The sequence below is a fragment of the Streptomyces albidochromogenes genome (assembly GCF_005981925.1).
GTDB lineage: Bacteria > Actinomycetota > Actinomycetes > Streptomycetales > Streptomycetaceae > Streptomyces > Streptomyces albidochromogenes.
In genome coordinates this window covers 1-23,349 of the sequence record NZ_VBVX01000019.1, presented here as the reverse complement: position 1 = coordinate 23,349, position 23,349 = coordinate 1, and the positions used below count along the sequence as shown (strand labels likewise).

Annotated in this window: 21 protein-coding genes; 12 read left to right on the top strand and 9 right to left on the bottom strand. The window is 71.5% G+C overall.

Features of this window, described 5'->3' with window-relative positions; all coding sequences use genetic code 11:
- The first annotated feature begins 30 nt into the window (after positions 1–30).
- The 4 genes from sp36 (at position 31) to E2E34_RS04675 (ending at position 2,461) form a co-directional block, all read left to right on the top strand.
- Entirely contained in the window at positions 31–192 is a 162-nt protein-coding gene (gene sp36, locus E2E34_RS04690) for a Sp36 family protein (protein WP_019355547.1), read from the top strand.
- Positions 189–659 carry a RidA family protein gene (locus E2E34_RS04685; protein WP_138900626.1) on the top strand — a complete coding sequence of 157 codons (471 nt, stop codon included), beginning with the start codon at positions 189–191 and terminating at the stop codon, positions 657–659. Before sp36 ends, E2E34_RS04685 begins: the two co-directional genes overlap by 4 nt.
- Positions 660–767: 108 nt before the next feature.
- Complete coding sequence (locus tag E2E34_RS04680) at positions 768–1,634, top strand: NUDIX hydrolase (protein WP_138900625.1); 867 nt, start codon at positions 768–770, stop codon at positions 1,632–1,634.
- Positions 1,631–2,461, top strand: a complete 831-nt coding sequence (locus E2E34_RS04675) for an MBL fold metallo-hydrolase (protein ID WP_138900624.1) — start codon at positions 1,631–1,633, stop codon at positions 2,459–2,461. The genes E2E34_RS04680 and E2E34_RS04675 overlap by 4 nt, the downstream gene beginning before the upstream one ends.
- Positions 2,462–2,519: 58 nt before the next feature.
- Here E2E34_RS04675 and E2E34_RS04670 read toward each other — a convergent pair whose 3' ends face one another.
- Positions 2,520–3,194 (bottom strand): Crp/Fnr family transcriptional regulator, encoded by a 675-nt coding sequence (locus E2E34_RS04670; protein WP_014046869.1) that lies wholly within the window; start codon positions 3,192–3,194, stop codon positions 2,520–2,522.
- A 359-nt stretch (positions 3,195–3,553) separates the two neighbouring features.
- Between E2E34_RS04670 and nth the strand changes: the two genes are divergently transcribed.
- From nth to E2E34_RS04650, 4 genes are all read left to right on the top strand, one after another.
- Positions 3,554–4,303 carry an endonuclease III gene (gene nth / locus E2E34_RS04665; RefSeq protein WP_244315516.1) on the top strand — a complete coding sequence of 250 codons (750 nt, stop codon included), beginning with the start codon at positions 3,554–3,556 and terminating at the stop codon, positions 4,301–4,303.
- Positions 4,304–4,427: 124 nt separating this feature from the next.
- A complete protein-coding gene (locus E2E34_RS04660; RefSeq protein WP_138900622.1) occupies positions 4,428–5,180 on the top strand; it encodes an NUDIX hydrolase in 753 nt (250 codons plus the stop codon).
- Positions 5,181–5,192: 12 nt separating this feature from the next.
- Positions 5,193–6,392, top strand: coding sequence for a MarP family serine protease (locus E2E34_RS04655; protein ID WP_138900621.1), 1,200 nt, complete (start codon positions 5,193–5,195; stop codon positions 6,390–6,392).
- A 35-nt stretch (positions 6,393–6,427) separates the two neighbouring features.
- Positions 6,428–7,816: a 6-phospho-beta-glucosidase gene (locus E2E34_RS04650; RefSeq protein ID WP_138900620.1), complete on the top strand. Its 1,389-nt coding sequence runs from the start codon at positions 6,428–6,430 to the stop codon at positions 7,814–7,816.
- A 17-nt stretch (positions 7,817–7,833) separates the two neighbouring features.
- Here E2E34_RS04650 and E2E34_RS36235 read toward each other — a convergent pair whose 3' ends face one another.
- The 6 genes from E2E34_RS36235 to E2E34_RS04620 form a co-directional block, all read right to left on the bottom strand.
- Positions 7,834–8,022, bottom strand: a complete 189-nt coding sequence (locus E2E34_RS36235) for a hypothetical protein (protein WP_078606705.1) — start codon at positions 8,020–8,022, stop codon at positions 7,834–7,836.
- Positions 8,023–8,148: 126 nt separating this feature from the next.
- Positions 8,149–9,087: an alpha/beta fold hydrolase gene (locus E2E34_RS04640; RefSeq protein ID WP_138900619.1), complete on the bottom strand. Its 939-nt coding sequence runs from the start codon at positions 9,085–9,087 to the stop codon at positions 8,149–8,151.
- Positions 9,084–9,548 carry a phage holin family protein gene (locus tag E2E34_RS04635; RefSeq protein WP_138900618.1) on the bottom strand — a complete coding sequence of 155 codons (465 nt, stop codon included), beginning with the start codon at positions 9,546–9,548 and terminating at the stop codon, positions 9,084–9,086. Before E2E34_RS04635 ends, E2E34_RS04640 begins: the two co-directional genes overlap by 4 nt.
- A 42-nt stretch (positions 9,549–9,590) precedes the next feature.
- Positions 9,591–11,018, bottom strand: a complete 1,428-nt coding sequence (nhaA, locus tag E2E34_RS04630) for a Na+/H+ antiporter NhaA (protein WP_244315514.1) — start codon at positions 11,016–11,018, stop codon at positions 9,591–9,593.
- A 269-nt stretch (positions 11,019–11,287) separates the two neighbouring features.
- Positions 11,288–13,243, bottom strand: coding sequence for an acetate--CoA ligase (gene acs, locus E2E34_RS04625; RefSeq protein WP_138900616.1), 1,956 nt, complete (start codon positions 13,241–13,243; stop codon positions 11,288–11,290).
- A gap of 209 nt (positions 13,244–13,452) precedes the next feature.
- Entirely contained in the window at positions 13,453–15,903 is a 2,451-nt protein-coding gene (locus tag E2E34_RS04620; RefSeq protein WP_138900615.1) for a bifunctional SulP family inorganic anion transporter/carbonic anhydrase, read from the bottom strand.
- Between the two features lie 288 nt (positions 15,904–16,191).
- Here E2E34_RS04620 and E2E34_RS04615 point away from each other — a divergent pair, with 288 nt between their 5' ends.
- The gene (locus E2E34_RS04615) at positions 16,192–17,478 is read left to right on the top strand and encodes a polysaccharide deacetylase family protein (protein WP_138900614.1); all 1,287 of its coding nucleotides are present in this window, start codon (positions 16,192–16,194) and stop codon (positions 17,476–17,478) included.
- Here E2E34_RS04615 and E2E34_RS04610 read toward each other — a convergent pair.
- Positions 17,456–18,457 (bottom strand): ATP-binding protein, encoded by a 1,002-nt coding sequence (locus tag E2E34_RS04610; protein WP_138900613.1) that lies wholly within the window; start codon positions 18,455–18,457, stop codon positions 17,456–17,458. The genes E2E34_RS04615 and E2E34_RS04610 overlap by 23 nt on opposite strands.
- Before the next feature lie 96 nt (positions 18,458–18,553).
- Between E2E34_RS04610 and E2E34_RS04605 the strand changes: the two genes are divergently transcribed.
- Positions 18,554–19,378, top strand: a complete 825-nt coding sequence (locus E2E34_RS04605) for a Fic family protein (protein ID WP_138900612.1) — start codon at positions 18,554–18,556, stop codon at positions 19,376–19,378.
- A 369-nt stretch (positions 19,379–19,747) separates the two neighbouring features.
- On the opposite strand, the gene E2E34_RS04600 is transcribed toward E2E34_RS04605, so the two are convergent.
- Positions 19,748–20,623 carry an HAD family hydrolase gene (locus tag E2E34_RS04600; protein WP_138900611.1) on the bottom strand — a complete coding sequence of 292 codons (876 nt, stop codon included), beginning with the start codon at positions 20,621–20,623 and terminating at the stop codon, positions 19,748–19,750.
- 431 nt (positions 20,624–21,054) lie between these two features.
- Here E2E34_RS04600 and ssd point away from each other — a divergent pair, with 431 nt between their 5' ends.
- Both ssd and E2E34_RS04590 read left to right on the top strand, forming a co-directional pair.
- Positions 21,055–22,176 (top strand): septum site-determining protein Ssd, encoded by a 1,122-nt coding sequence (ssd, locus tag E2E34_RS04595; protein WP_138900610.1) that lies wholly within the window; start codon positions 21,055–21,057, stop codon positions 22,174–22,176.
- Positions 22,173–23,321: a TadA family conjugal transfer-associated ATPase gene (locus E2E34_RS04590; protein WP_138900609.1), complete on the top strand. Its 1,149-nt coding sequence runs from the start codon at positions 22,173–22,175 to the stop codon at positions 23,319–23,321. Before ssd ends, E2E34_RS04590 begins: the two co-directional genes overlap by 4 nt.
- Positions 23,322–23,349 lie beyond the last annotated feature (28 nt).

Here is a 23,349-nt window from a genome sequence, read left to right as displayed (position 1 = left end):
GGTGTCTGTGGCAGGCACTACAGTCGCCGTATGACCAAGTGGGAATACTCGACCGTGCCCCTTCTCGTGCACGCGACCAAGCAGATCCTGGACACCTGGGGCGAGGACGGCTGGGAGCTCGTCCAGGTCGTGCCCGGGCCGAACAACCCCGAGCAGCTGGTGGCCTACCTGAAGCGGGAGAAGCAGGCATGACCGGTGTGGTCGAGGCGAAGCTCGCCGAGCTCGGCCTGACGCTTCCGGAGGTTGTCCCTCCGCTCGCCGCGTACCAGCCGGCCGTGCAGTCCGGCGTGTACGTCTTCACCTCGGGCCAGCTCCCGATGGTGGAGGGCAAGCTGCCGTGCACCGGCAAGGTCGGTGCGGAGGTCACGCCGGAAGAGGCGAAGAACCTGGCGCGTACGTGCGCGCTGAACGCGCTGGCCGCCGTCAAGTCCGTCGCCGGTGACCTCGACCGCGTCGCGCGTGTCGTGAAGGTCGTCGGCTTCGTCGCCTCCGCCGCCGACTTCACCGGCCAGCCGGCCGTGATCAACGGAGCGAGCGAGCTGCTGGGCGCGGTCCTCGGCGACAAGGGCGTGCACGCGCGCAGCGCGGTCGGCGTGACCGTGCTGCCGCTGGACGCGCCGGTCGAGGTCGAGATCCAGGTCGAGCTCACCTCCGCCTGACGCCGTCGAGCCGGCCTTCGCCGGCCCGGTCCGCCGGCCCGTGGTCGTGGCCCGGCCTCCGGACCTGGTGCTCTCGAACATCCGACCGGGAGCGGATAGCCTCCGGCCATGTCCAATGGTCAGTGGTACCCGCCCGAGTGGCCGGACCGGATCCGCGCTCTCGCCCGTGGCGAGCTGACGGTCGCGCCCCCCAAGCGGGCCGCCACCGTCATGCTCCTGCGGGACACGGCCGGCGGTCCCACCGTGCACATGCTGCGCAGACGCGCCTCCATGGCCTTCGCCGGGGGCGCGTACGCGTATCCGGGCGGCGGCGTCGACCCGCGCGACGACGACCACCAGGTGGGCTGGGCGGGCCCGTCCCTCGGCGACTGGGCCCTTCGCCTCGGTGTGGACCCGGCGTCGGCGCAGGCCATCGTGTGCGCGGCGGTGCGCGAGACGTACGAGGAGGCCGGCGTGCTGCTCGCCGGACCGACGGCCGGCACGGTGGTCGGTGACACCACCGGGGACGACTGGGAGGCGGACCGGCAAGCCCTGGTCGCCAGGGAGCTGTCCTTCGCGGACTTCCTCCAGCGGCGGTCGCTGGTGCTGCGCTCCGACCTGCTGGGCGCGTGGGCGCGCTGGATCACCCCCGAGTTCGAGCCGAAGCGGTACGACACGTGGTTCTTCGTCGCCGCGCTGCCGGCCGGCCAGCGGACCCGCAACGCCTCCACGGAGGCGGACCGTACGGTGTGGACCAGTCCCTCCGAGGCCGCCGCCGGCTACGACAGGGGTGAGCTGCTGATGATGCCGCCGACGATCTCCACGCTGCGGACGCTCCAGCCGTACGCCACGGCCGCCCAGGCGCTCGCGGGCGCGGCGGAGCAGGACATGACGCCGGTCCTGGCGCAGGCGCGCCTGGAGGGCGACGAGGTGGTTCTGAGCTGGCCGGGGCACGATGAGTTCACGAAGCGCGTCGGGACGGGAGGTGTCGCATGACCGACGCAGCCGCGCTGCCCGGGCAGCCCCGGGGCGGAGTGCTCTCCGGGCCGGCCACCGACCGCGCCGTGAACGTCCTCGCCCCGAACCCCTCCCCGATGACCCTGGACGGCACCAACACCTGGATCGTCTGCGAGCCGGACTCGGACCTGGCGGTCGTCATCGATCCGGGGCCGCTCGACGACGTACACCTGCGGGCGGTGATCGACACCGCGGAGAGGGCGGGCAGGCGCGTCGCGCTGACCCTGCTGACGCACGGGCACCCCGACCACGCGGAGGGCGCGGGGCGCTTCGCCGAGCTGACGCGTACGTCCGTACGGGCCCTCGATCCGGCGCTGCGGCTCGGGGACGAGGGGCTGGCGGCGGGGGACGTCATCACCACCGGGGGCCTGGAGCTGCGCGTGGTGCCGACGCCCGGCCACACCGCCGACTCGCTCTGCTTCCACCTGCCCGCCGACCGGGCCGTACTGACGGGCGACACGGTCCTGGGGCGCGGCACGACGCTGGTGGCCCACCCGGACGGGCGGCTCGGCGACTACCTCGACTCGCTGCGGCGGCTGCGTTCGCTGACGGTCGACGACGGCGTGCACACCGTGCTGCCGGGCCACGGGCCGGTCCTGGAGGACGCGCAGGGCGCGGTCGAGTACTACCTGGCGCACCGGGCGAACCGCCTCGCGCAGGTCGAGACGGCGGTCGAGAACGGGTACGCGAGCGCGCCGGAGGTCGTCGCCCATGTGTACGCGGACGTGGACCGCTCCCTGTGGCCGGCGGCCGAGCTGTCGGTGCGGGCGCAGCTGGAGTACCTGCGGGACCACGGCCTGATCTGACGGCGGAAGGGCTGGCCCCACGAGGGGGCGGCCCTTCCGGCGTCGTAGCGGGGTCGTCCTAGCGGGAGCGCTTCGCGAGGCGCTCCACGTCCAGCAGGATCACTGCCCGCGCCTCCAGGCGCAGCCAGCCGCGGCCCGCGAAGTCCGCGAGGGCCTTGTTGACCGTCTCGCGGGACGCGCCGACCAGCTGGGCCAGCTCCTCCTGCGTCAGGTCGTGCACGACGTGGATGCCCTCCTCGGACTGCACGCCGAACCGGCGCGACAGGTCGAGGAGCGCGCGGGCGACACGGCCCGGCACGTCGGAGAAGACCAGGTCGGACATCTGGTCGTTGGTTTTGCGCAGCCGGCGGGCGACCGCGCGCAGGAGGGCCGTGGCCACCTCCGGGCGGGCGTTCAGCCAGGGCTGGAGGTCGCCGTGGCCGAGGCCGAGCAGCTTGACCTCCGTGAGGGCGGTGGCGGTGGCGGTGCGCGGGCCCGGGTCGAAGAGCGACAGCTCACCGATCAGCTCGCCGGGTCCGAGGACGGCCAGCATGTTCTCGCGGCCGTCGGGGGAGGTGCGGTGCAGCTTCACCTTGCCCTCGGTGACCACGTACAGGCGGTCGCCGGGGTCGCCCTCGTGGAAGAGGGCGTCGCCGCGAGCGAGCGTCACCTCACTCATCGAGGCGCGGAGCTCCGCGGCCTGCTCGTCATCGAGCGCCGCGAAGAGCGGGGCGCGCCGCAGAACGTCGTCCACGAGTTCTCTCCTTGTCGACCTGCTCATCACGGGAACCGTGGTCTCCATGATGCCGGACGGTAAAACAGTGCGATCAATCACAAGTTTGACGTACCGGCGTGCCCGACCGTGCGGCAGGGGGCCGATTGGGTTGGCAATTGCCTGTGACCGGGGCGGATGTCAGTGCCGGGCTTTAGGCTGGCCGGGTGTCCAAATCGCCGGTGAGAGTGGAGCCCGAGGGGGCCGGACAGGTGACTGAAGGCCGTAATTCCGCTGTGGGCGAACAGGTCCCGGCTCAAGTTGAGAATGCCGCGAATGGGGTGAAAAGGTCCAAGTCCGGGGCGGGGGCGAAGCCCGGGAAGCCCGAGTCGCGGCTGGCCATGGTCCGCCGCGCCCGGCGGACGAACCGTGAGCTGGCCGAGGTCTACCCGTATGCCCATCCGGAGCTCGACTTCGAGAATCCCTTCGAGCTGCTGGTCGCCACGGTCCTCTCGGCCCAGACCACGGACCTGCGGGTCAACCAGACCACCCCGGCCCTCTTCGCCGCGTACCCCACGCCCGAGGACATGGCCGCGGCGGACCCCGAGGTGCTGGAGCAGCTGATCCGGCCGACCGGCTTCTTCCGCGCCAAGGCCCGGTCCCTGCTCGGCCTCTCCGCCGCGCTCAGGGACGATTTCGGCGGCGAGGTGCCCGGCCGTCTCAAGGACCTCGTCACGCTGCCCGGCGTCGGCCGCAAGACCGCCAACGTGGTCCTCGGCAATGCCTTCGGGGTCCCCGGCCTGACCGTCGACACGCACTTCGGCAGGCTCGTGCGGCGCTGGAAGTGGACCGAGCACGAGGACCCGGAGAAGGTCGAGGCGGACATCGCCGCGATCTTCCCCAAGAGCGAGTGGACGATGCTCTCGCACCGGATCATCTTCCACGGCCGCCGCGTCTGCCACTCCCGCAAGCCGGCCTGCGGCGCCTGCCCGATCGCGGATCTGTGTCCGTCGTACGGCGAGGGCGAGACGGACCCGGAGAAGGCCAAGAAGCTGCTGAAATACGAGATGGGCGGCCACCCGGGGCAGCGCCTGAAGCCCCCGCCGGACTATCCCGGCAAGCCCGCGCCGACGTTGGGAGCCGCCGAGTGACGGGCCGGGTGAGGGGTCGCACGGCGGGCGAGGTGGCGAGAAGAGCGGCGGGCCGGGTGGCGGGTGCGCGCGACCGCGCGGAACGAACGGGCCCGGTTCGGGCGTTGTGACGACGGGGGTGCCTATGACGCGTGGGAGCGAGAGATACGACGGCGGCCGGGCGGCCGCGCCGTCCGGGGCGGCCCGGACGGCCGAGGCGGCCGGCCTTGCCGAAGTCGACGTGACGAGCCGGGGGCTGCCCGCCTGGCTCGGCCCGGTGGCCGAGGTCGCCCGGTCCGTACGCCCCGAGCAGCTCAGCCGCTTCCTGCCGCCGGAGAGTGGCGCCGGGCGCCAGTCGGCCGTCCTGATCCTCTTCGGCGAGGGGGAGAAGGGGCCCGAACTGCTCCTCATGGAGCGGGCCGGGAGCCTGCGTTCGCACGCGGGCCAGCTCAGCTTCCCCGGTGGCGCCCTCGACCCCGCCGACGGTGATCCGCAGACCACGGGCCCCCTGCGCGCCGCGCTCCGCGAGGCCGAGGAGGAGACCGGCCTCGATCCCTCCGGTGTCCAGATCTTCGGCGTACTGCCCCGCCTCTACATCCCCGTCAGCAACTTCGTCGTGACGCCGGTCCTCGGCTGGTGGCGCGAGCCGAGCCCGGTCGGCGTCGTCGACTCCGCCGAGACGGCGAGCGTGTTCACCATTCCCGTGGCGGATCTCACGGATCCGGCCCACCGCGTGACGAGCGTGCACCCGCGCGGCCACAGCGGCCCCGCGTTCCTGGTCGGACCCGCTCTGGTCTGGGGTTTCACGGCCGGCGTGATCGACAAGATCCTTCACTACGCGGGATGGGAGCGGCCCTGGGACCGCTCCCGGCAGGTCCCGCTCGACTGGCACGCGTGACAGGGTGGCCATGTGAACGTCCTGGACATCTTGTTGCTGGTCGCGGCGGTGTGGTTCGCGATCGTCGGATACCGACAGGGATTCGTCGTCGGCATCCTGTCGGTGATCGGCTTTCTGGGCGGCGGCCTCGTCGCCGTCTACCTGCTGCCGTTCCTGTGGGACCAGCTGACCGACGGTTCGGAAGTCAGCTCGACGGCCGCCGTCGTCGCGGTCATCGTCGTGATCGTGTGCGCTTCGGTGGGGCAGGCCTTCACCACCCACCTCGGGAACAAGCTCCGCAGATACATCACCTGGTCGCCCGCCCGCGTCCTGGACGCCTCGGGCGGCGCGCTGGTCAACGTCGTCGCGATGCTGCTGGTCGCCTGGCTGATCGGCTCCATGCTCGCGCAGACCTCGCTGCCCACGCTGGGCAAGGAGGTCCGCAACTCCAAGGTGCTCCTCGGCGTCTCGCGGGTGCTGCCCGAGCAGGCGGACATGTGGTTCACGGACTTCAGGTCCGTCCTCACGCAGAACGGCTTCCCGCAGGTCTTCAGCCCCTTCTCCAACGAGCCGATCACCGAGGTCAAGGCCCCCGACCCGGCGCTCGCCGGCAGCCCCGTCGCCGCCCGCGCCAAGAAGTCCATCGTGAAGGTCGTCGGTACGGCGCAGAGCTGCGGCAAGGTCCTCGAAGGCACCGGCTTCGTCTTCGACGAGCGCCGCGTCATGACCAACGCGCACGTCGTCGGCGGCGTGGACGAGCCCACCGTGCAGATAGGCGGTGAGGGCCGCCGGTACGACGCCACCGTGGTGCTCTACGACTGGGAGCGCGACATCGCCGTACTGGACGTCCCCGACCTCGACGCCCCGGCGCTGGAGTTCACGGACGCCGACGCCCGCACCGGCGACAGCGCCATCGTCGCCGGCTTCCCGGAGAACGGCGCGTACGACGTCCGGTCCGCCCGTGTCCGCGGCCGGATCAACGCCAACGGCCCGGACATCTACCACCGCGGCACGGTCCAGCGCGACGTCTACTCGCTCTTCGCGACCGTCCGTCAGGGCAATTCGGGCGGCCCGCTGCTGACGCCCGACGGCAAGGTCTTCGGCGTCGTCTTCGCCAAGTCCCTCGACGACGCCGACACGGGGTACGCCCTGACGGCCGACGAGGTCCAGGAGGACGTCCGCCTCGGCCGCGCCGCCAACCAGCAGGTCGACAGCGAGGGATGCGCGCTCTGAGCGGAGCGCTGCGAAGAGGCGGCGGGGACAAGCACATGCGTCTGACGATTCTCGGCGGCGGCGGCTTCCGCGTCCCCCTCGTGTACGGCGCGCTCCTGCGCGACCGCGCCGAGGGCCGCGTCACCCAGGTCACCCTGCACGACCTCGACCGGGCGCGGCTCACCGCGATCGCCCGGGTCCTGGCCGACCAGGCCGACGGGGTCGCGGACGCGCCGTCCGTGACCGTGACCACCGACCTCGACGAGGCGCTGCGCGGCGCCGACTTCGTCTTCTCCGCCATCCGGGTCGGCGGCCTGGAGGGCAGGGCCGCCGACGAGCGCGTCGCGCTGGCCGAGGGTGTCCTGGGCCAGGAGACGGTCGGCGCCGGCGGCATCGCGTACGGGCTGCGCACGGTCCCGGTCGCCGCCGACATCGCTCGCCGGGTGGCGCGGATCGCCCCCGAGGCGTGGGTCATCAACTTCACCAACCCGGCCGGCCTGGTCACCGAGGCCATGTCCCGCCACCTCGGCGACCGCGTCATCGGCATCTGCGACTCGCCGGTGGGCCTCGGCCGGCGCGTCGCCCGGGTGCTCGGCGTCGCGGACCCGGCGGCGGCGCGGCTCGACTACGTCGGCCTCAACCACCTCGGCTGGCTGCGCGGCGTGTACGACGACGAGGCACCCGGCGGCGGGAACCTGCTCCCGGCCCTCTTCGACGACGAGCGCGCGCTGACGTCGTTCGAGGAGGGCAGGCTCTTCGGCGCCGCGTGGCTGCGCTCGCTCGGCTCCGTCCCCAACGAGTACCTGCACTACTACTACTTCAACCGTGAGACGGTCACCGCCTACCGCGAGGCGAACCAGACCCGCGGCGCCTTCCTCCGCGACCAGCAGGCGCGGTTCTACGACGGCATGGCGGGCCGTACGTCGGGCGCCCTGGCCGCGTGGGACCGTACGCGCGCCGAGCGTGAGGCCACGTACATGGCGGAGAACCGGGAGGCGGCGGGCGCGGGAGAGCGCGCCGCCGACGACCTGGAGTCCGGTGGCTACGAGTACGTCGCGCTCGCCCTGATGCGGGCGATCGCCCGCGACGAGCGCGCCACGCTGATCCTCAACGTCCGCAACGGCCTCGGCGGGAGCGACGGCGCGGTGCCGTTGCCGCTGCTCGACGAGGCAGCCGTCGTCGAAGTCCCGTGCCTGGTCGACGCGACCGGCGCGCGCCCCGTCGCCGTATCACCGCTGACCGGCCATGAGGCGGGCCTGGTGGCCGCGGTCAAGGCGGTGGAGCGGTGCGTACTGGAAGCGGGGGAGAGCGGATCGGCGCGGGCAGCGGTGAAGGCGTTCGCCCTGCACCCGCTCGTCGACTCGGTCGGGGTGGCGCGGCGGCTGCTCGACGGCTACCGCGGCGCGCACCCCGGACTCGGATACCTCAGGTTCGAAGCGGAGTAGTACGGATCCGGCCTGCCTCAGTCGCGGGGATGGCGCAGTCGCGCCGAGACCCAGCGGGCCCGGCGGCGGAGGATGCGCGGAATCCCGATCGCGCGGGAGGGCGGGCCGTGGCCCTGGTCCCGAGGACCGCCCCCTTCGTGGGTGCTCAGCGCTGTGGCCGAGCGGCGGTTGCGTGCTGCGTCACCGTAGTCGTGCGTCCAGCCCATACCCCGACGTTTGCCCGGGCCCCATGGTCCGTAATCGCGTCGGGGGCAGCCAATTGGCCTATGCGCGAGGCAATTGGCTGTTCGTAGGACAAGCGTTCCGGCGGCCGTCGGCCGGCTGCCGGCCGGTCAGCGGTCGGGCTCGGGGTCCTTCAGCCAGTTGACCAGCTCGGTCGAGAACGCCACCGGGTCCTCCTCGTGCGGGAAGTGGCCCAGACCGTCGAACAGCCGCCACCGGTACGGGGCTTCGACGTACTCGCCGGAGCCCGCCGCGCTGCGCGTGCGCATGACCGGGTCCAGCGATCCGTGCAGATGCAGTGTGGGCACTCGTACGGGCCGCTTCATGCGCCGGTTGAACTGGATGCCGTCCGGGCGCGCCAGCGACCGCACCATCCACCGGTACGGCTCGACCGAGCAGTGCGCCGTCGACGGAATCGACATCGCCCGCCGGTACACGTCGACGTCCTCGTCGTCCGGCAGCCGGGGCCCGGACCAGTCGCGGATCAGCCGGCCCGTCAACGCCGCGTCGTCCGCCGTCAGCTGACGCTCCGGCAGCCACGGCCGCTGGAAACCCCAGACGTACGATCCGGCCCGCGTCTGCGACAGGTCGGAGAGCATCGCCGAGCGCCAGCGCCGGGGGTGCGGCATCGAGGAGACCACCAGGCGGCGCACCAGCTTGGGCCGCATGACGGCCGCCGTCCACGCCAGGTATCCGCCCAGGTCGTGCCCGACGAGCGCCGCGTCCGGCTCGCCGAGCGAGCGCACCACGCCGGTGATGTCGAGCGCGAGGTTCGCCGGGTCGTAACCCCGCGGCGTGCGGTCGCTGCCGCCGACGCCCCGCAGGTCCATCGCCACGGCCCGGAACCCGGCGTCGGCGAGCGCGGTCATCTGGTGCCGCCACGTCCACCAGAACTGCGGGAAGCCGTGCAGCAGCAGCACGAGCGGGCCGTCCCCGACCTCCGCGATGTGGAAGCGCGCGCCGTTGGCCGCGACGTCGCGGTGGGTCCATGGGCCGTCGGGACGTACGACGGAAAGAGGCGTGGCGGAGCCGGAATCTGGGGCGGTCATGTGGATGAGCGTGCCACAGCCACCGCCTTGTCACCGACCTGGCGCGGGTGAGGCTTGACGCCCTGCAGTACGGCCGCCGTCTGCTTGGCCGAGGAGATGCTCTTCTCCGGCGGCTTGACCTTCTTGAACTTGGTGACGGCGATCAGCGCCAGCAGCCCCGCCAGCAGCAGAAACGCTCCGCCGACGATCAGGAAGGACCAGGCGAGCCCGAGCCCCAGGTTGTGGATGCCGTACGCCGCGGCGAAGCTCAGCACCGGCAGGGAGAAGAGCGCGAACACCCCCGCGACCCCGATCGCCGTGCCGCCCATGCCGACGCGCTTGGCGTCCTGCCGCAGCTCGGCCTTGGCCAGCGCGATCTCGTCGTGCATGAGTGCGGACATCTCGGCGGTCGCTGTCGCGACCAACTGGCCGAGGCTGCGGTCGACGCTGTCAGCCGTCGCTGTGCGGGCGGGGTCGCTCATCGCTCTCTCCCTCTTCTCCGTCTGTCTGTATCTGATGTCGAATCATGCCGGACTGTCGTCCTTGCCGCTGGATGCCCCCGCGAGTTCCGCGAGCTTGCGGTGCTCGGCGGCCTTCGCGTCGTGGATCGCGGCCATCCTCAGGTGGTATTCGCGCTGGCCGTGCTCGTAGATGTCCGGAATGCCGTCCTGGTCCTCGTCGCGCTCCTCCTCCTCGACCAACGCGCGGTACTTGCGTACCCGGAGCTTGAGCAGGATCCCGGACAGCAGGGCGGCGATCAGCGAACCGGCGAGCACGGCGGCCTTGATCCGGCCGGTGAGTGCGGCGTCACCGGTGAAGGCGAGTTCGCCGATGAGCAGGGACACGGTGAAGCCGATGCCGGCCAGCGAGGCCACGGCGAAGACGTCTGGCCAGGCGAGGTCGTCGTTGAGCTCGGCCTTGGTGAAGCGGGCCGCGAGCCACGTGCCGCCGAAGATGCCGACGGCCTTGCCGACGACCAGGCCGAGGACGACGCCGAGCGTCTCGGGCCGGGTGAACACGTCGCCGATGGCCGCACCGGACACGGAGACCCCGGCGGAGAAGAGGGCGAACAGCGGTACGGCGACGCCCGCCGAGACCGGCCGTACGAGGTGCTCGATGTGCTCGCCGGGGGAGTGCGCCTCGCCCTCCTCGCGGGAGCAGCGCAGCATCAGCCCCATCGCCACACCGGCGATCGTGGCGTGCACGCCGCTGTTGTACATCAGGCCCCAGATCACCAGGGCGAGCGGTACGTAGAGGTACCAGCCCCGTACGCGCTTGCGCAGCAGCAGCCAGAAGACGGCCAGCGCGGCCACCGCTCCGCCGAGCGCGGCGAAGTTGAGGTCGTTGGTGAAGAAGACGGCGATGATCAGGATCGCGAACAGGTCGTCGACGACGGCCAGGGTGAGCAGGAACGCGCGCAGCGCCGACGGCAGCGAGGTGCCGATGACCGCGAGGACGGCGAGCGCGAAGGCGATGTCGGTGGCGGTCGGGACGGCCCAGCCGTCCATGCTTCCGCCCCCGGCGGCGTTGACCACGACGTACACGAGGGCCGGCGCCAGCATGCCGCTGAGGGCGGCGATGACGGGGAGTGCGGCGGCCCTGGGGTCGCTCAGTTCGCCCGCCACCAGTTCGCGCTTGAGCTCGATGCCCGCGACGAAGAAGAAGACGGCGAGGAGGCCGTCGGCGGCCCAGTGCTGGACGGAGAGGTCGAGGCCCAGGGAGGCGGGTCCGAAATGGAAGTCGCGTACGGACGCGTAGCTTTCGCTGAGAGGGGTGTTCGCCCAGACCAGCGCGGCGATGGCCGCCACGAGGAGCAGTACGCCGCCGACCGTCTCGGTGCGCAGCGCGTCGGCGACGAAGGTGCGCTCGGGGAGCGAGAGGCGTCCGAGGAACTTCCGGCCGCCCTGCGGGGCCGACGGGCTGGGCGAGGCGGTCGGGCGGGGCGCGGTCACGGGTGGAACCTCCGGTCGGTGGGCAGCATGGAGCACATTGCCGACCAGACTTCCCGGCGCACCTGTGGAGTTTTGACGCGTTCCTGACGCGGTCGACCACTCTACCCGGGAGCGCAAGGGCGTAATCCGGCAATCGTCACCTTACGAGCAGAATGCCCATGATGTCCTGAACCACCAGAACGTGAGGTGCGCGTACGAACGGGCACCCGGCGCGGGGGCGGGGTGCCCGTTCTGGACGCTGGCTGAGCCGCTGAGGCGGACTGCTGCCGTCAGTCCTCGCTGGACGCGCTCGGCAGCTTCGTCTGGATGAGGTCCATCACCGAGGAGTCGGTGAGGGTGGTGACATCGCCCAGCTGCCGGTTCTCGGCGACGTCCCGCAGCAGCCTGCGCATGATCTTGCCGGAGCGGGTCTTGGGCAGCTCGGCCACCGGCAGGATCCGCTTGGGCTTCGCGATAGGACCGAGGGTGGCGCCGACATGGTCGCGCAGCTCGCCCACGAGCGTGTCGGTCTCCGAAGCCGTACCGCGCAGGATGACGAACGCGACGATGGCCTGGCCGGTCGTCTCGTCGGCCGCGCCGACGACCGCGGCCTCGGCGACGGACGGGTGCGACACGAGCGCCGACTCGACCTCGGTGGTCGAGATGTTGTGACCGGACACCAGCATCACGTCGTCCACCCGGCCGAGCAGCCAGATGTCGCCGTCGTCGTCCTTCTTGGCGCCGTCGCCCGCGAAGTACTTGCCGGGGAAGCGGGACCAGTAGGTGTCGAGGAAGCGCTGGTCGTCGCCCCAGATCGTACGGAGCATGGAGGGCCACGGTTCGGTGAGCACGAGGTAGCCGCCGCCTCCGTCGGGCACCTCGTTCGCCTCGTCGTCGACGACGGTCGCGCTGATGCCGGGCAGTGCGCGCTGGGCGGAGCCGGGCTTGGTGGCGGTGACGCCGGGCAGCGGCGAGATCATCATCGCGCCGGTCTCGGTCTGCCACCAGGTGTCCACGATCGGGGTCTTGCCCGCGCCGATGTTCTCCCGGTACCAGATCCACGCCTCGGGGTTGATCGGCTCCCCGACCGACCCGAGCACGCGCAGGCTGCTCAGGTCGAACTTGGCGGGGATGTCGTCGCCCCACTTCATGAACGTGCGGATCGCGGTCGGCGCGGTGTAGAGGATCGTGACGCCGTACTTCTGCACGATCTCCCAGAAGCGCCCCTGGTGCGGCGTGTCGGGCGTGCCCTCGTACATGACCTGGGTCGCGCCGTTGGCCAGCGGCCCGTACACGATGTACGAATGCCCGGTCACCCAGCCGATGTCGGCCGTGCACCAGTACACGTCGGTCTCCGGCTTGAGGTCGAAGACGGCGTGGTGGGTGTACGCGGCCTGAGTGAGGTAGCCGCCGGAGGTGTGCAGGATGCCCTTCGGCTTACCCGTCGTACCGGACGTGTAGAGGATGAAGAGCGGGTGCTCGGCGTCGAACGCCTCGGGGGAGTGGTCGGCGGACTGGCGGCCGACGATCTCGTGCCACCAGACGTCCTTGCTGTCGTTCCACGCGGTGTCCTGACCCGTGCGGCGTACGACCAGGACGTGCTCCACCTGCGGGCACTTGGCGACGGCCTCGTCGATGGCGGGCTTGAGGGCGGAGGGCTTGCCGCGCCGGTAGCCGCCGTCCGAGGTGATGACGATCTTGGCGTCGGCGTCCTGGATGCGGGAGGCGACGGCGTCGGCCGAGAAGCCGCCGAAGACCACCGAGTGCGCGGCTCCGATGCGGGCGCAGGCCAGCATCGCGACGGCGGCCTCGGGGATCATCGGCAGGTAGACGGCGACCCGGTCGCCCTTGCGGACGCCCAGTTCCGTCAGGGCGTTGGCGGCGCGGGCGACCTCGTCCTGGAGCTCCGCGTAGGTGATCGCGCGGGTGTCGCCGGGCTCGCCCTCGAAGTGGATGGCGACCCGGTCGCCGTTGCCGGCCTCGACGTGGCGGTCCACGCAGTTGTACGCGACGTTGAGCCTGCCGTCGGCGAACCACTTGGCGAACGGCGGGTTCGACCAGTCGAGCGTCTCGGTCGGCTCGGTGGCCCAGGTGAGCCGCCGGGCCTGCTCGGCCCAGAAGCCCAGCCGGTCTGCCTCGGCCTGTTCGTACGCCTCCGCCGTGACGTTGGCGTCGGCGGCCAGCTCGGCAGGCGGCGAGAAGCGGCGCTCCTCCTTCATGAGGTTGGCCAGGCTTTCGTTGCTCACGACATCTCCCATTCCCAGGGCGTCCGATGTGTCCCGTGCCCTAGCTCATCAGTCCCGTGCCCGGGTGACAAGAGCCTTCCGGAAATTGGTTTAGACCTGTGAGTCGGGTGGGTCACATCCGCGCCGTGTTGGTGGCGGCGTACGGCCCCTCCCCGCAGGGCGGCGCGAGGAGGGGCCATACGGTCTCACGGGCGCGGCGGCCGGTCGGTTCAGACGCGCGACTCCTTCAGGGAGCCTTCTGCCTCCGGGTCTTCGACCGGGCCGACCCGGTCGAAGACCGCGTCGGTCTCACCGATCCGGACGCCGTCCTGGAGCAGATACGCCTGGGCCTCGCCGACATGGAAGTACATGCCGTGCAGTTCGAGGGTGCCCTCTTCGAGCCGCCGGCGCACCGCCTCGTGCGTGTGCAGATGCTCCAACTGCTGCACCACGTTGGTCAGGCAGAGCTGCTCGACCGCGTCGGCCGGCATCCTCCCCGAGATCCTCGCCCAGGAGTGCTTCTTGCTGCGCATCCGCTCCAGGCTGGGTACGGCGTGCCGCAGCCAGCGCCGCAGCGGCGTACGGTCCTCGTCCGGCGGGGTGTCGGGCGGCGAGTTGAGCAGGGCCTGCATCGCACCGCAGCCGGAGTGCCCGCAGACGGTGATGGACTGCACCTTCAGCACGTCCACGGCGTACTCGATGGCCGCCCCCACCGAGTCGTCCGCGCTCTCCGCGCCGGGCGGCGGCACCAGATTGCCCACGTTGCGCACGGTGAAGAGGTCGCCGGGGCCGCTGGAGGTGATCATGCTCGTGACGAGGCGGGAGTCGGCGCAGGTGATGAACAGCTGCGACGGCGTCTGCCCCTCGCGCGCGAGCCGGGCCAGCTCCTCGCGCACCAGCGGCGCCGTGTTGCGCTGGAACGCGCTCAGCCCGGTGGCGAGTTGGCCCGCGCTGCGCCCACCGCGGCCCGCCGCGGCCGGCGACGGGGCGGCGGCGCGGTGGTCGCAGTGGTGGTTGCGCCAGGGGGTCCACGGGCGGCAGCAGGTGTGGGTGGAGTGGGCGCCGTGAGGGCCGGTGCCGGCGGACTCTCCGGCCCCTGTGCCGGAGAGCGGACCGGTGAACCGGTTGCCCGAGCGGCCGGTGATGTCCACGCGGCCGCCGCGCGCGGTGTGCGCGTCCTGCCAGTAGTGGAGCGTCTCGTACGCCGCGTGGTCCATGAACGACCCGTCCAGTTCGACGACGACGGTCGCCCCTTCGGGCACCTGGTTCAGCGCACGGCTGAGCCGGGGCACCGCGAGGAACGTCAACTGGCCGCGCACCTGGACGTGATGGGCGCCGTCCGCCGTGGTGGCGGTGGTGATGTGCGTCTTGGCCAGCCGGTGGAGGGCTACACCGACCCCCATCGCGATGCCGATGGCCACTCCCTCCAGTACGCCGAGGAGGGCGACACCGGCCGTCGTCACCGCGTAGACCAGCATCTCCCGGTGCCGGGAGGCGCTGCGGATGTGCGTGATGCTCAGCATCTGGAAGCCGACCACCATCACCAGCGCGGCGAGCGCGGGCAGCGGGATCAGATCGATGACCGGTACGAGGAACAGCGCGGCGAGGACGATCCACAGGCCGTGCAGCATCGTGGAGTGCCGGCTGACGGCGCCCGACGAGACGTTGGCGACGCTCCGGACGGCGACGCCCGCGACCGGCAGGCCGCCGAGGGCTCCCGACACGATGTTCGCGGCGCCCTGCCCGGCCAGCTCTCGGTCGAGGTTCGAGCGCTGTACGTCGGTCGGCGGTTCCTTGCGGGCGGCCACCAGCTTGTCCACCGCGACGGCCGACAGCAGCGACTGGACGCTGGTGACCAGAGTGATGGTGAGCACGGCCGCGGCGATCCCGAGCACGGGGCCTTCCGGCAGCCCCGGCAGCGCGTGACTGCTCCAGGAGGGCAGGTCGACACGCGGCACGTTCATTCCCGTCAGCACCGTGAGCACGGCGGCGGCGGCCACGGCGACGAGCGCGCCGGGGACCTTCCGGGCGATCCGGCCCGTACGCCCCGGAAGGTGCGGCCAGGAGAGCAGCACGGCGACGGTGAGGGCGCTCACCAGGACGGCCGGTCCGTGCAGGTTCGCCAACTGGGCGGGCAGCACCCGCACGTTGTCCACGGCTGAACTCTCCGGGCTGCCGCCGAGGACGATGTGGAGTTGGGAGAGCGCGATGGTGACGCCGATGCCGGCGAGCATCCCGTGCACGATCGCGGGGCTCACGGCGAGGGCGGACCGGGCCACGCGCACGGTGGCCAGTACAAGTTGGGAGAGGCCGGCCAGCACGGTGATGGCGCAGGTCGTGCGCCAGCCGTACCGCTGGATCAGCTCGGCCGTGACGACGGTGAGGCCCGCGGCCGGCCCGCTGACCTGAAGCGGGGCTCCGCCGAACCGGCCGGCGACCAGTCCGCCGACGGCGGCGGCGACCAGCCCGGCCTGGAGGGGGGCGCCGGTGGCCAGCGCGATGCCCAGGGAGAGCGGCAGCGCGATGAGGAAGACGGCGATCGACGCGGACAGGTCCGCTCCCGCGATGCGGAAGCGGCGGCGGGGACCACCGCCGGTCGGGGGGCTGTGCGGACGCTGGAACTGGGACGCGTCCGTGACGGACGAAGAGTGGTCGGTGCTGGTCGGGACGCAAGCAGTCATGGTTCCCGTCTCCTCCGGGGCAGCGCGGTCGCGGAACGTGGGGACGCGGCCGTGGGTCACGGCGTGCAGCGGCGGGATTTCTCAACTCTCGGTAAATGAATCGTAATGCTGAGTAAAGAACGAAGGGTGTGAATAGGGCTAAACGGCGCAAGCTTTCACCCTTTGCGGTGAAGCGAGAATCTAAGCGGCTTGTCATATCAATACCTCTGCCGGGACATGCGAAGTTTGCTCCGCTGTATAGGCATTTCAGCGGATAAGCAGATAAATCCGACAGGAAGAGGTGGGCGGATGATGGCCGCTACGAAGAGGATGGCCTTCGGCGTCGCCGCCGCGGCCCTGGCCGGCGCGCTCGCCGCCTGCTCGGGGCCGCCCGGGGGCGCTTCCGGAGCCAAGGAAGGCGCGCACGGAGCGAAGAAGCAGGCGCCCAAGGCGGCGCCCAAGAGCGCGGTGCGTCTGATCGGCGACGGCTCGACGGCGTACACCGGCAAGCAGCCGCACGTGTCCCCGCCCGAGCGGCTGAAGCCCGGTCAGACGCCGCCGCAGTTCGTCGTGTTCTCGTGGGACGGGGCGGGTGAGGACAGCCAGCGGCTCTTCTCGCACTTCCGCGAGGTCGGCAAGAAGTACGACGCGACCATGACGTACTTCCTCAGCGGTGTGTACCTGCTGCCGGAGGACAAGCGGCACCTCTACGACCCGCCGCAGCACTCCCCGGGGCGCTCCGACATCGGCTTCAACGACGTCGCGGGCATCAGCGACACCGTCGACCAGCTACGCGGCGCGTGGCTCGACGGCAACGAGATCGGGACGCACTTCAACGGCCACTTCTGCGGCAAGGACGGCGGCGTCGGCACGTGGTCGACGCAGGAGTGGAAGAGCGAGATCGCGCAGGCCAAGGCGTTCGTGAAGCGCTGGAAGACGAACTCGGGCCTCAAGAACGCCAAGCCCCTGCCCTTCGACTACGACAAGGAGCTCGTCGGCGCCCGCACCCCCTGCCTCGAAGGGCAGAAGAACATGATGCTGGCGGCGAAGGAGCTGGGCTTCCGCTACGACTCCAGCGGAGTCGGCAAGCAGGTGTGGCCGAAGAAGACCGAGGGCCTGTGGGACATGCCGCTCCAACTGGTCCCGGTGCCGGGGCGGGCCTTCGAAACGCTCTCGATGGACTACAACTTCATGGTCAACCAGTCGGGAACGGTCAAGGGTGATCCGTCCCGGCACAGGTTCTGGGGCAACCAGATGCGCGACGGTCTGCTCCAGGCATTCGACCGCTCGTACAACGGCAACCGCGCCCCGCTGATCATCGGCAACCACTTCGAGTCCTGGAACGGCGGCACGTACATGCGCGCCATCGAGGAGACGATCAAGACCGTCTGCGTGAAGCGCGACGTGCGCTGTGTCTCGTTCAAGCAGGTCGCCGACTGGCTGGACGCGCAGGACCCGGAGGTCCTGGCGAAGATGCGCACCCTGGAGGTCGGTGAGGCGCCGAAGGAGGGCTGGGCGTCGTTCCTGACCAAGCCGGCTCCGGCCGCCCCGAGCGCCGGGGCGGCCTCGCAGGTCAAGCGGGCTGAGCGGCACTAGCCTCGGCGAAACGCTCCCCGAGGACGAAGGCGGGGTCGACCTGGGCAGCCAGGTCGGCGCCCGTCTTCGCGTTGCCCCAGCTCTCGGCGTTCCTCAGGTGGAAGTGCACCATCTGGCGCGTGTAGCGCTCCCAGTCGCGCTCCGCGTACGAGTCCTCAGCGGCGTTCTGCAGGGTCTGCAGGGCCAGGCGGTTGTCCGCCTCCAGCAGCTCGAAGCGGGACGGGCGGCCCTTCTCCATGGACCGCACCCAGTCGGACGCGCGGACGGTGACCAGGAGGTCGTCACCCACCTGCTCGCGCAGGAAGTCGATGTCGTCCTGCCCCTGCACCTTGTTGCCCACGACCTTGAGGGACACCCCGAAGTCCCGGGTGTACTCCTTGTACTGGCGGTACACCGACACGCCCTTGCGGGTCGGCTCGGCGACCAGGAAGGTCATGTCGAAACGGGTGAACAGGCCCGAGGCGAAGGAGTCGGAGCCGGCCGTCATGTCGACGACGACATACTCCTCGGGGCCGTCCACGAGGTGGTTCAGGCACAGCTCCACCGCCCCCACCTTGGAGTGGTAGCAGGAGACGCCCAGGTCCGACTCGGTGAAGGGCCCTGTGGCCATCAGCCGGATCTCGCCGTCGTCCAGCCGGACGGTACGGGCGCACGCGTCGTACACCGGGTTGTCCTCACGCACCCGGAGCAGGCGCGAGCCCTCTCCCGGCGGCGTGGTCTTGATCATCGTGTCGGCGGAGGTGATGCGCGGGTTGGTGCCGCGCAGATAGTCCTTGATGAGCGGCAGGTGCGCGCCCATCGCGGGCATTGCCGCGGCCTGCGCCTCGTCCAGGCCGAGTGCGGCGCCCAGGTGCTGGTTGATGTCGGCGTCCACGGCGACGACCGGGGCCTCGTTGGCGGTGAGGTGGCGGATGAAGAGCGAGGACAGCGTGGTCTTGCCGCTGCCGCCCTTCCCTACGAAAGCGATCTTCATGTTCACCAAGGGTAATCGCATGATTGCGTGCCGTGCGCACATGAAGTGAAGAAGACCACTCCAAGGTGGGGTGCGTGCCAGGGGTGCGTAGGCTCCTTACCTATGAGTACGACTGCTGATCCACTCGCGGCGCTGGGCGCGCTGCCCGGCGTGCCCGAGGCCGTGGACTCCGTACGCAAGGCCGTCGACCGGGTCTACGGACACCGCGTCATGCGGCGCCGCAGCAACGAGATCACCGCCGAGGCGGCGCTGCGCGGCGCACGCGGGTCGGCGGCGCTCTCGGGTGCGGACTGGGCGCTGGAGGAGGTGCGTCGGCGTACCGACTTCAGCATCGACGAGGAGTCCCGCACGGTCGGCGCGGCGCTGCGGCTGACCGCCGAGGCAGGGCAGCTCCTGTCCATCTGGCGCCAGTCGCCGCTTCGCGTGCTGGCCCGGCTGCACCTGGTGGCGGCGGGCGGCGCCGGCGTGTCGGACGAGCTGGTGGGCCGGCCGCGGCTCGCGGGCGAGCCGGTGGACGAACCCCTGGTCGAGCTGCCGCTGCCGTCCGCCGGTGAGGTGGCGGGCCGGCTCGAAGGGCTGTCGGAACTCATCATCGCGGGCGGCTCCGCGCCGGCGCTGGTCACGGCGGCGGTGGTGCACGGCGAACTGATGGCGCTGCGCCCCTTCGGCTCCCACAACGGCCTGGTGGCGCGCACCGCCGAGCGCATCGTCCTGATCGGCAGCGGGCTGGACCCGAAGTCGGTCTGTCCCGCCGAGGTGGGGCACGGAGAACTCGGGCGCGCGGCGTACGTGGCGGCGTTGGACGGCTACGCGTCGGGAACGCCGGAGGGAATGGCGGCGTGGATCACCCACTGCGGGCGCGCGGTGGAGCTGGGGGCCAGGGAGTCGACGGCCGTGTGCGAGGCGCTGCAGCGCGGCGCCGCCTGAGGGGCCGCCCTCCGCACCTTTCCGGCCAGGTTCGGCCGCGCGAGGCGCCGGTCGTGCCGGCGGGATCGTCCGGTCAAAGGGTTGCGGCGGTACCGGTCACCGGTACCGCCGCTGGCATGTCCGCCCAGTTACCAAGCGTCCTCGATATATGCCCATCAGGTCGGGTGCTTTGCCCGTCACCTGGTGCGGCTGGCCCGTAATCGACGGGTCGACGTCGCGTGGGTGCTCGGCTTCCATGCTCGGTCCGTGGGGCCTTACTGCGTTCTAGGTCATCCTCTCGGATGTCCCTGGTCTCGCGGGCCGTTAAGTCCTTTGTACTCCTGAAGCCGGGGAAGCGAAAGCCCTGGACGTGCTTCTTTGCTTATCGGTTCAAATACGGGCAAAGCTTTCCTGGGTGCGGCGCGCTCTGCGGCCCGGCCGGCGGCTGACGTACCAGACGAGACCCGCGGTGGCGGCGGCCGCTCCGACCGCCGCGGCGGCGACAAGTGCGGGCCGGGGCGGCATGGAGAAGGCGGGCAGCCGCTGCTTGAGGCGGACCGGCCGGTTGAAGGTGAGAACCGGCCATTCGCGGGCGAGCGCTTCCCGGCGCAGCGCCCGGTCCGGATTGACGGCGTAGGGGTGGCCGACCGATTCGAGCATCGGCACGTCGGTGGCCGAATCGCTGTACGCGTAGCAGCGCGATAGGTCGTACCCCTCGGACGCCGCCAGCTCCTTGATCGCCTCGGCCTTGGTCGGGCCGTACGCGTAGTACTCCACTTCACCGGTGAAGCAGCCGTCGTCGCCCACGACCATCCGGGTCGCCACGACGCGGTCGGCTCCCAGGAGCTCACCGATCGGCTCGACCACCTCCGCGCCGGACGTGGAGACGATCACCACGTCGCGGCCGGCGGTGTGGTGCTCCTCGATGAGGGAGGCCGCCTCGTCGTAGATGATCGGGTCGATCAGGTCGTGCAGGGTCTCGGCGACGATCTCCTTGACCTGCTGCACGTTCCACCCCTTGCACAGCGCGGAGAGGTACTCGCGCATGCGCTCCATCTGGTCGTGGTCCGCGCCGCCGGCGAGGAAGACGAACTGGATGTACGCGGTGCGCAGAGCGGCTCTGCGGCTGATCAGTCCGCCTTGATAGAAGGACTTGCTGAAGGTCAGCGTGCTCGACTTCGCAATGACGGTCTTGTCGAGGTCGAAGAAGGCGGCTGTTCGCGGCAAGGAGCGTTTTTCCACGAGGCGAGCATAGGCGCCCACCATTCGGCGTACGCTGTGGCGCGTGGGTTTGCCTGAGAAGGCTCTCGGGTACACCATGGAAGTCACGGATCGTTCGCGACCGTGCTACCCCGGTCCGACTCCTCCCCCCCCGAGTCGGCCGTGGAGACGACCCCCGTTCTCCCCCCCGACGGGGGTCGTCGCATGTCCGGATACTTTTTCGCCTTCCGGTGCTGATCATTTCTCCTCCTCTTGGCCCGTGGCCGCCAATGCCTTCCCCTCGTGAGACGTGTCACGCTCTGTAGTCGTTCCGCCGCTCTCCGGAAGTCACTGGTATAGGTGAGCGGGATATTCACAACCGATGACTTGTCCACAGTTTTTCAGCAAGATCCACACGATTTCCCAAGTCCCGTCACGGTGATTCCGTCCGCGAAGTTCGTGGACAGCAGGAATCGCTGGGAGAGGGGGCGGAGATCGTGGCCGGATCCATCACACCCGACCGACCGCAGGTGGCCGAGGCGCGGCAGGGCGGACCGCTGATCGTCACCGAGGACGTCGACCTGCTCGACGATCTGCTGCGGCTGTGCGCCGCGGCCGGAGCCGAGCCGGAGGTCCATCACGCGGTGCCCGAGCGCAGGGGCAGCTGGGAGAGCGCGCCGCTGATCCTCGTCGGCGACGACGCCGCCGAGCGGGTGCGCGGGGCGGTTCTAGGGCGCGGGGGCGCGCGCAGAAGCGGCGTGCTGCTCGTCGGCAAGGACCAGGACGACCCCCACGTGTGGCGGCGGGCCGTCGAGATCGGCGCCGACCACGTGCTGCGGCTGCCCGACGCGGAGGGCTGGCTCGTCGAGCGCATCGCCGATGTGGCGGAGGGCGTGGGACGCCAGGCCGTGACCGTGGGAGTGATCGGGGGCCGCGGCGGGGCAGGGGCCTCCACGCTGGCGTGCGCCCTGGCGGTCGCGGCCGCCCGTGCGGGCCGGCGCACCATGCTCGTCGACGGAGACCCGCTGGGCGGCGGGCTCGACGTCCTGCTCGGCGGGGAAGCCGTGGAAGGCATGCGCTGGCCGGATTTCGCCGAGTCCCGGGGACGGGTCGGCAGCGGCGCGCTGGAGGAGTCGCTCCCCGAGCTGCACGCGCTGCGAGTCCTCAGCTGGGACCGCGGCGACCGTGTGGTGATCCCGCCGGAGGCGATGCGGGCGGTGCTGGCCGCCGCGCGCAGGCGCGGCGGGGTGGTGGTCGTCGATCTGCCGCGACGGGTCGACGAGGCGGTGGCCGAGGCGCTGGCCCAGCTCGACCTCGGCCTGCTGGTGGTGCCGGCGGAGCTGCGTGCCGTCGCGGCGGCCGGACGGGTCGCGTCGAGCGTCGGCATGGTGCTGCGGGACCTGCGGGCGGTGGTGCGCGGGCCCTTCGCGGCCGGCCTGGACGAGGAGACGGTCGCGAGGCTGCTGGGCCTTCCCCTGGCCGGAGAGCTGCCGGTGGAGGCGGGGCTGCTGGAAGCGCAGGCCGGGGGAACGCCACCGGGGGGCAGTGCGCGCGGACCCCTGGCCCGGTTCTGCACCGCGTTCTGGGAGCGGGCGCTGACCGGGGGCGGTGTGTCATGAGCGCGGGAATGCTGGACGCCGTGCGGCGGCGGCTCGCGGAGAGCGGTGCCGAGCCGACTCCGGCGCGGGTGGCCGCCGCACTGCGGGCGCAGGGCCGGCTGCTGGGCGACACGGAGGTACTGGGGGCGGCCGAGGAGCTGCGCTGCGAGCTGGTGGGCACGGGAACGCTGGAACCGCTGCTCGCCGACCCCTCGGTGACCGATGTGCTGGTGTCCGCACCCGACCGCGTCTGGGTGGACCGGGGCGGCGGTCTCGAACTCACCCCGGTCTCCTTCGCCGACGCGGCGGCGGTGCGCAGACTCGCCCAGCGGCTCGCGGCCGCGGCGGGGCGGCGACTGGACGACGCGAGGCCGTGGGTGGACGCCCGGTTGCCCGACGGGACGCGGATGCACGCGGTGTTGCCGCCGGTCGCCGTCGGCTGCACGTGCCTGTCGCTGCGGGTGGTCCGCCCGAAGGCGTTCTCGCCGGCCGAGCTGGTCGCCGCAGGGACGGTGCCGCCGGGCGGGGAGGCGGTGCTGCGGGCGCTCGTCGAAGCCCGGCTGTCGTATCTGGTCAGCGGCGGCACGGGCACGGGGAAGACCACGCTCCTGTCGACACTTCTGGGGCTGGTCGGAGAGCGGGAGCGGATCGTGCTGGCCGAGGACTCGGCGGAGCTGAGGCCCGATCACCCGCATGTGGTGCGCCTGGAGTCGCGGCCCCCGAATCAGGAGGGCGCCGGGCAGGTCACGCTCCGAGACCTGGTGCGGCAGGCACTGCGGATGCGGCCCGACCGGCTGGTGGTCGGTGAGGTGCGCGGCGCCGAGGTCACGGAGCTCCTGGCCGCGCTCAACACCGGACACGAAGGCGGGTGCGGCACCGTGCACGCCAACGCGGCGGCGGATGTCCCGGCCCGGCTGGAGGCGCTGGGTGCGGCGGCGGGGCTCGACCGGGCGGCGCTGCACAGCCAGTTGGCCGCCGCTCTCGGTGTGGTCGTGCATCTCGCGCGAGGTCCGGGCGGGTCCCGGCGGGTCGCGGAGGTGCACGTGCTGGAGCGGGACCCGGCGGGGCTGGTGGTGACGGTGCCGGCGCTGCGGTGGGGCGCGCGGGCCTTCTCGTACGAACGCGGCTGGCCCCGGCTGCGCGCGCTGCTCGGCGGTGGGGCGTGACGGGGGCGGGCGCGGAGCCGGTGTACGC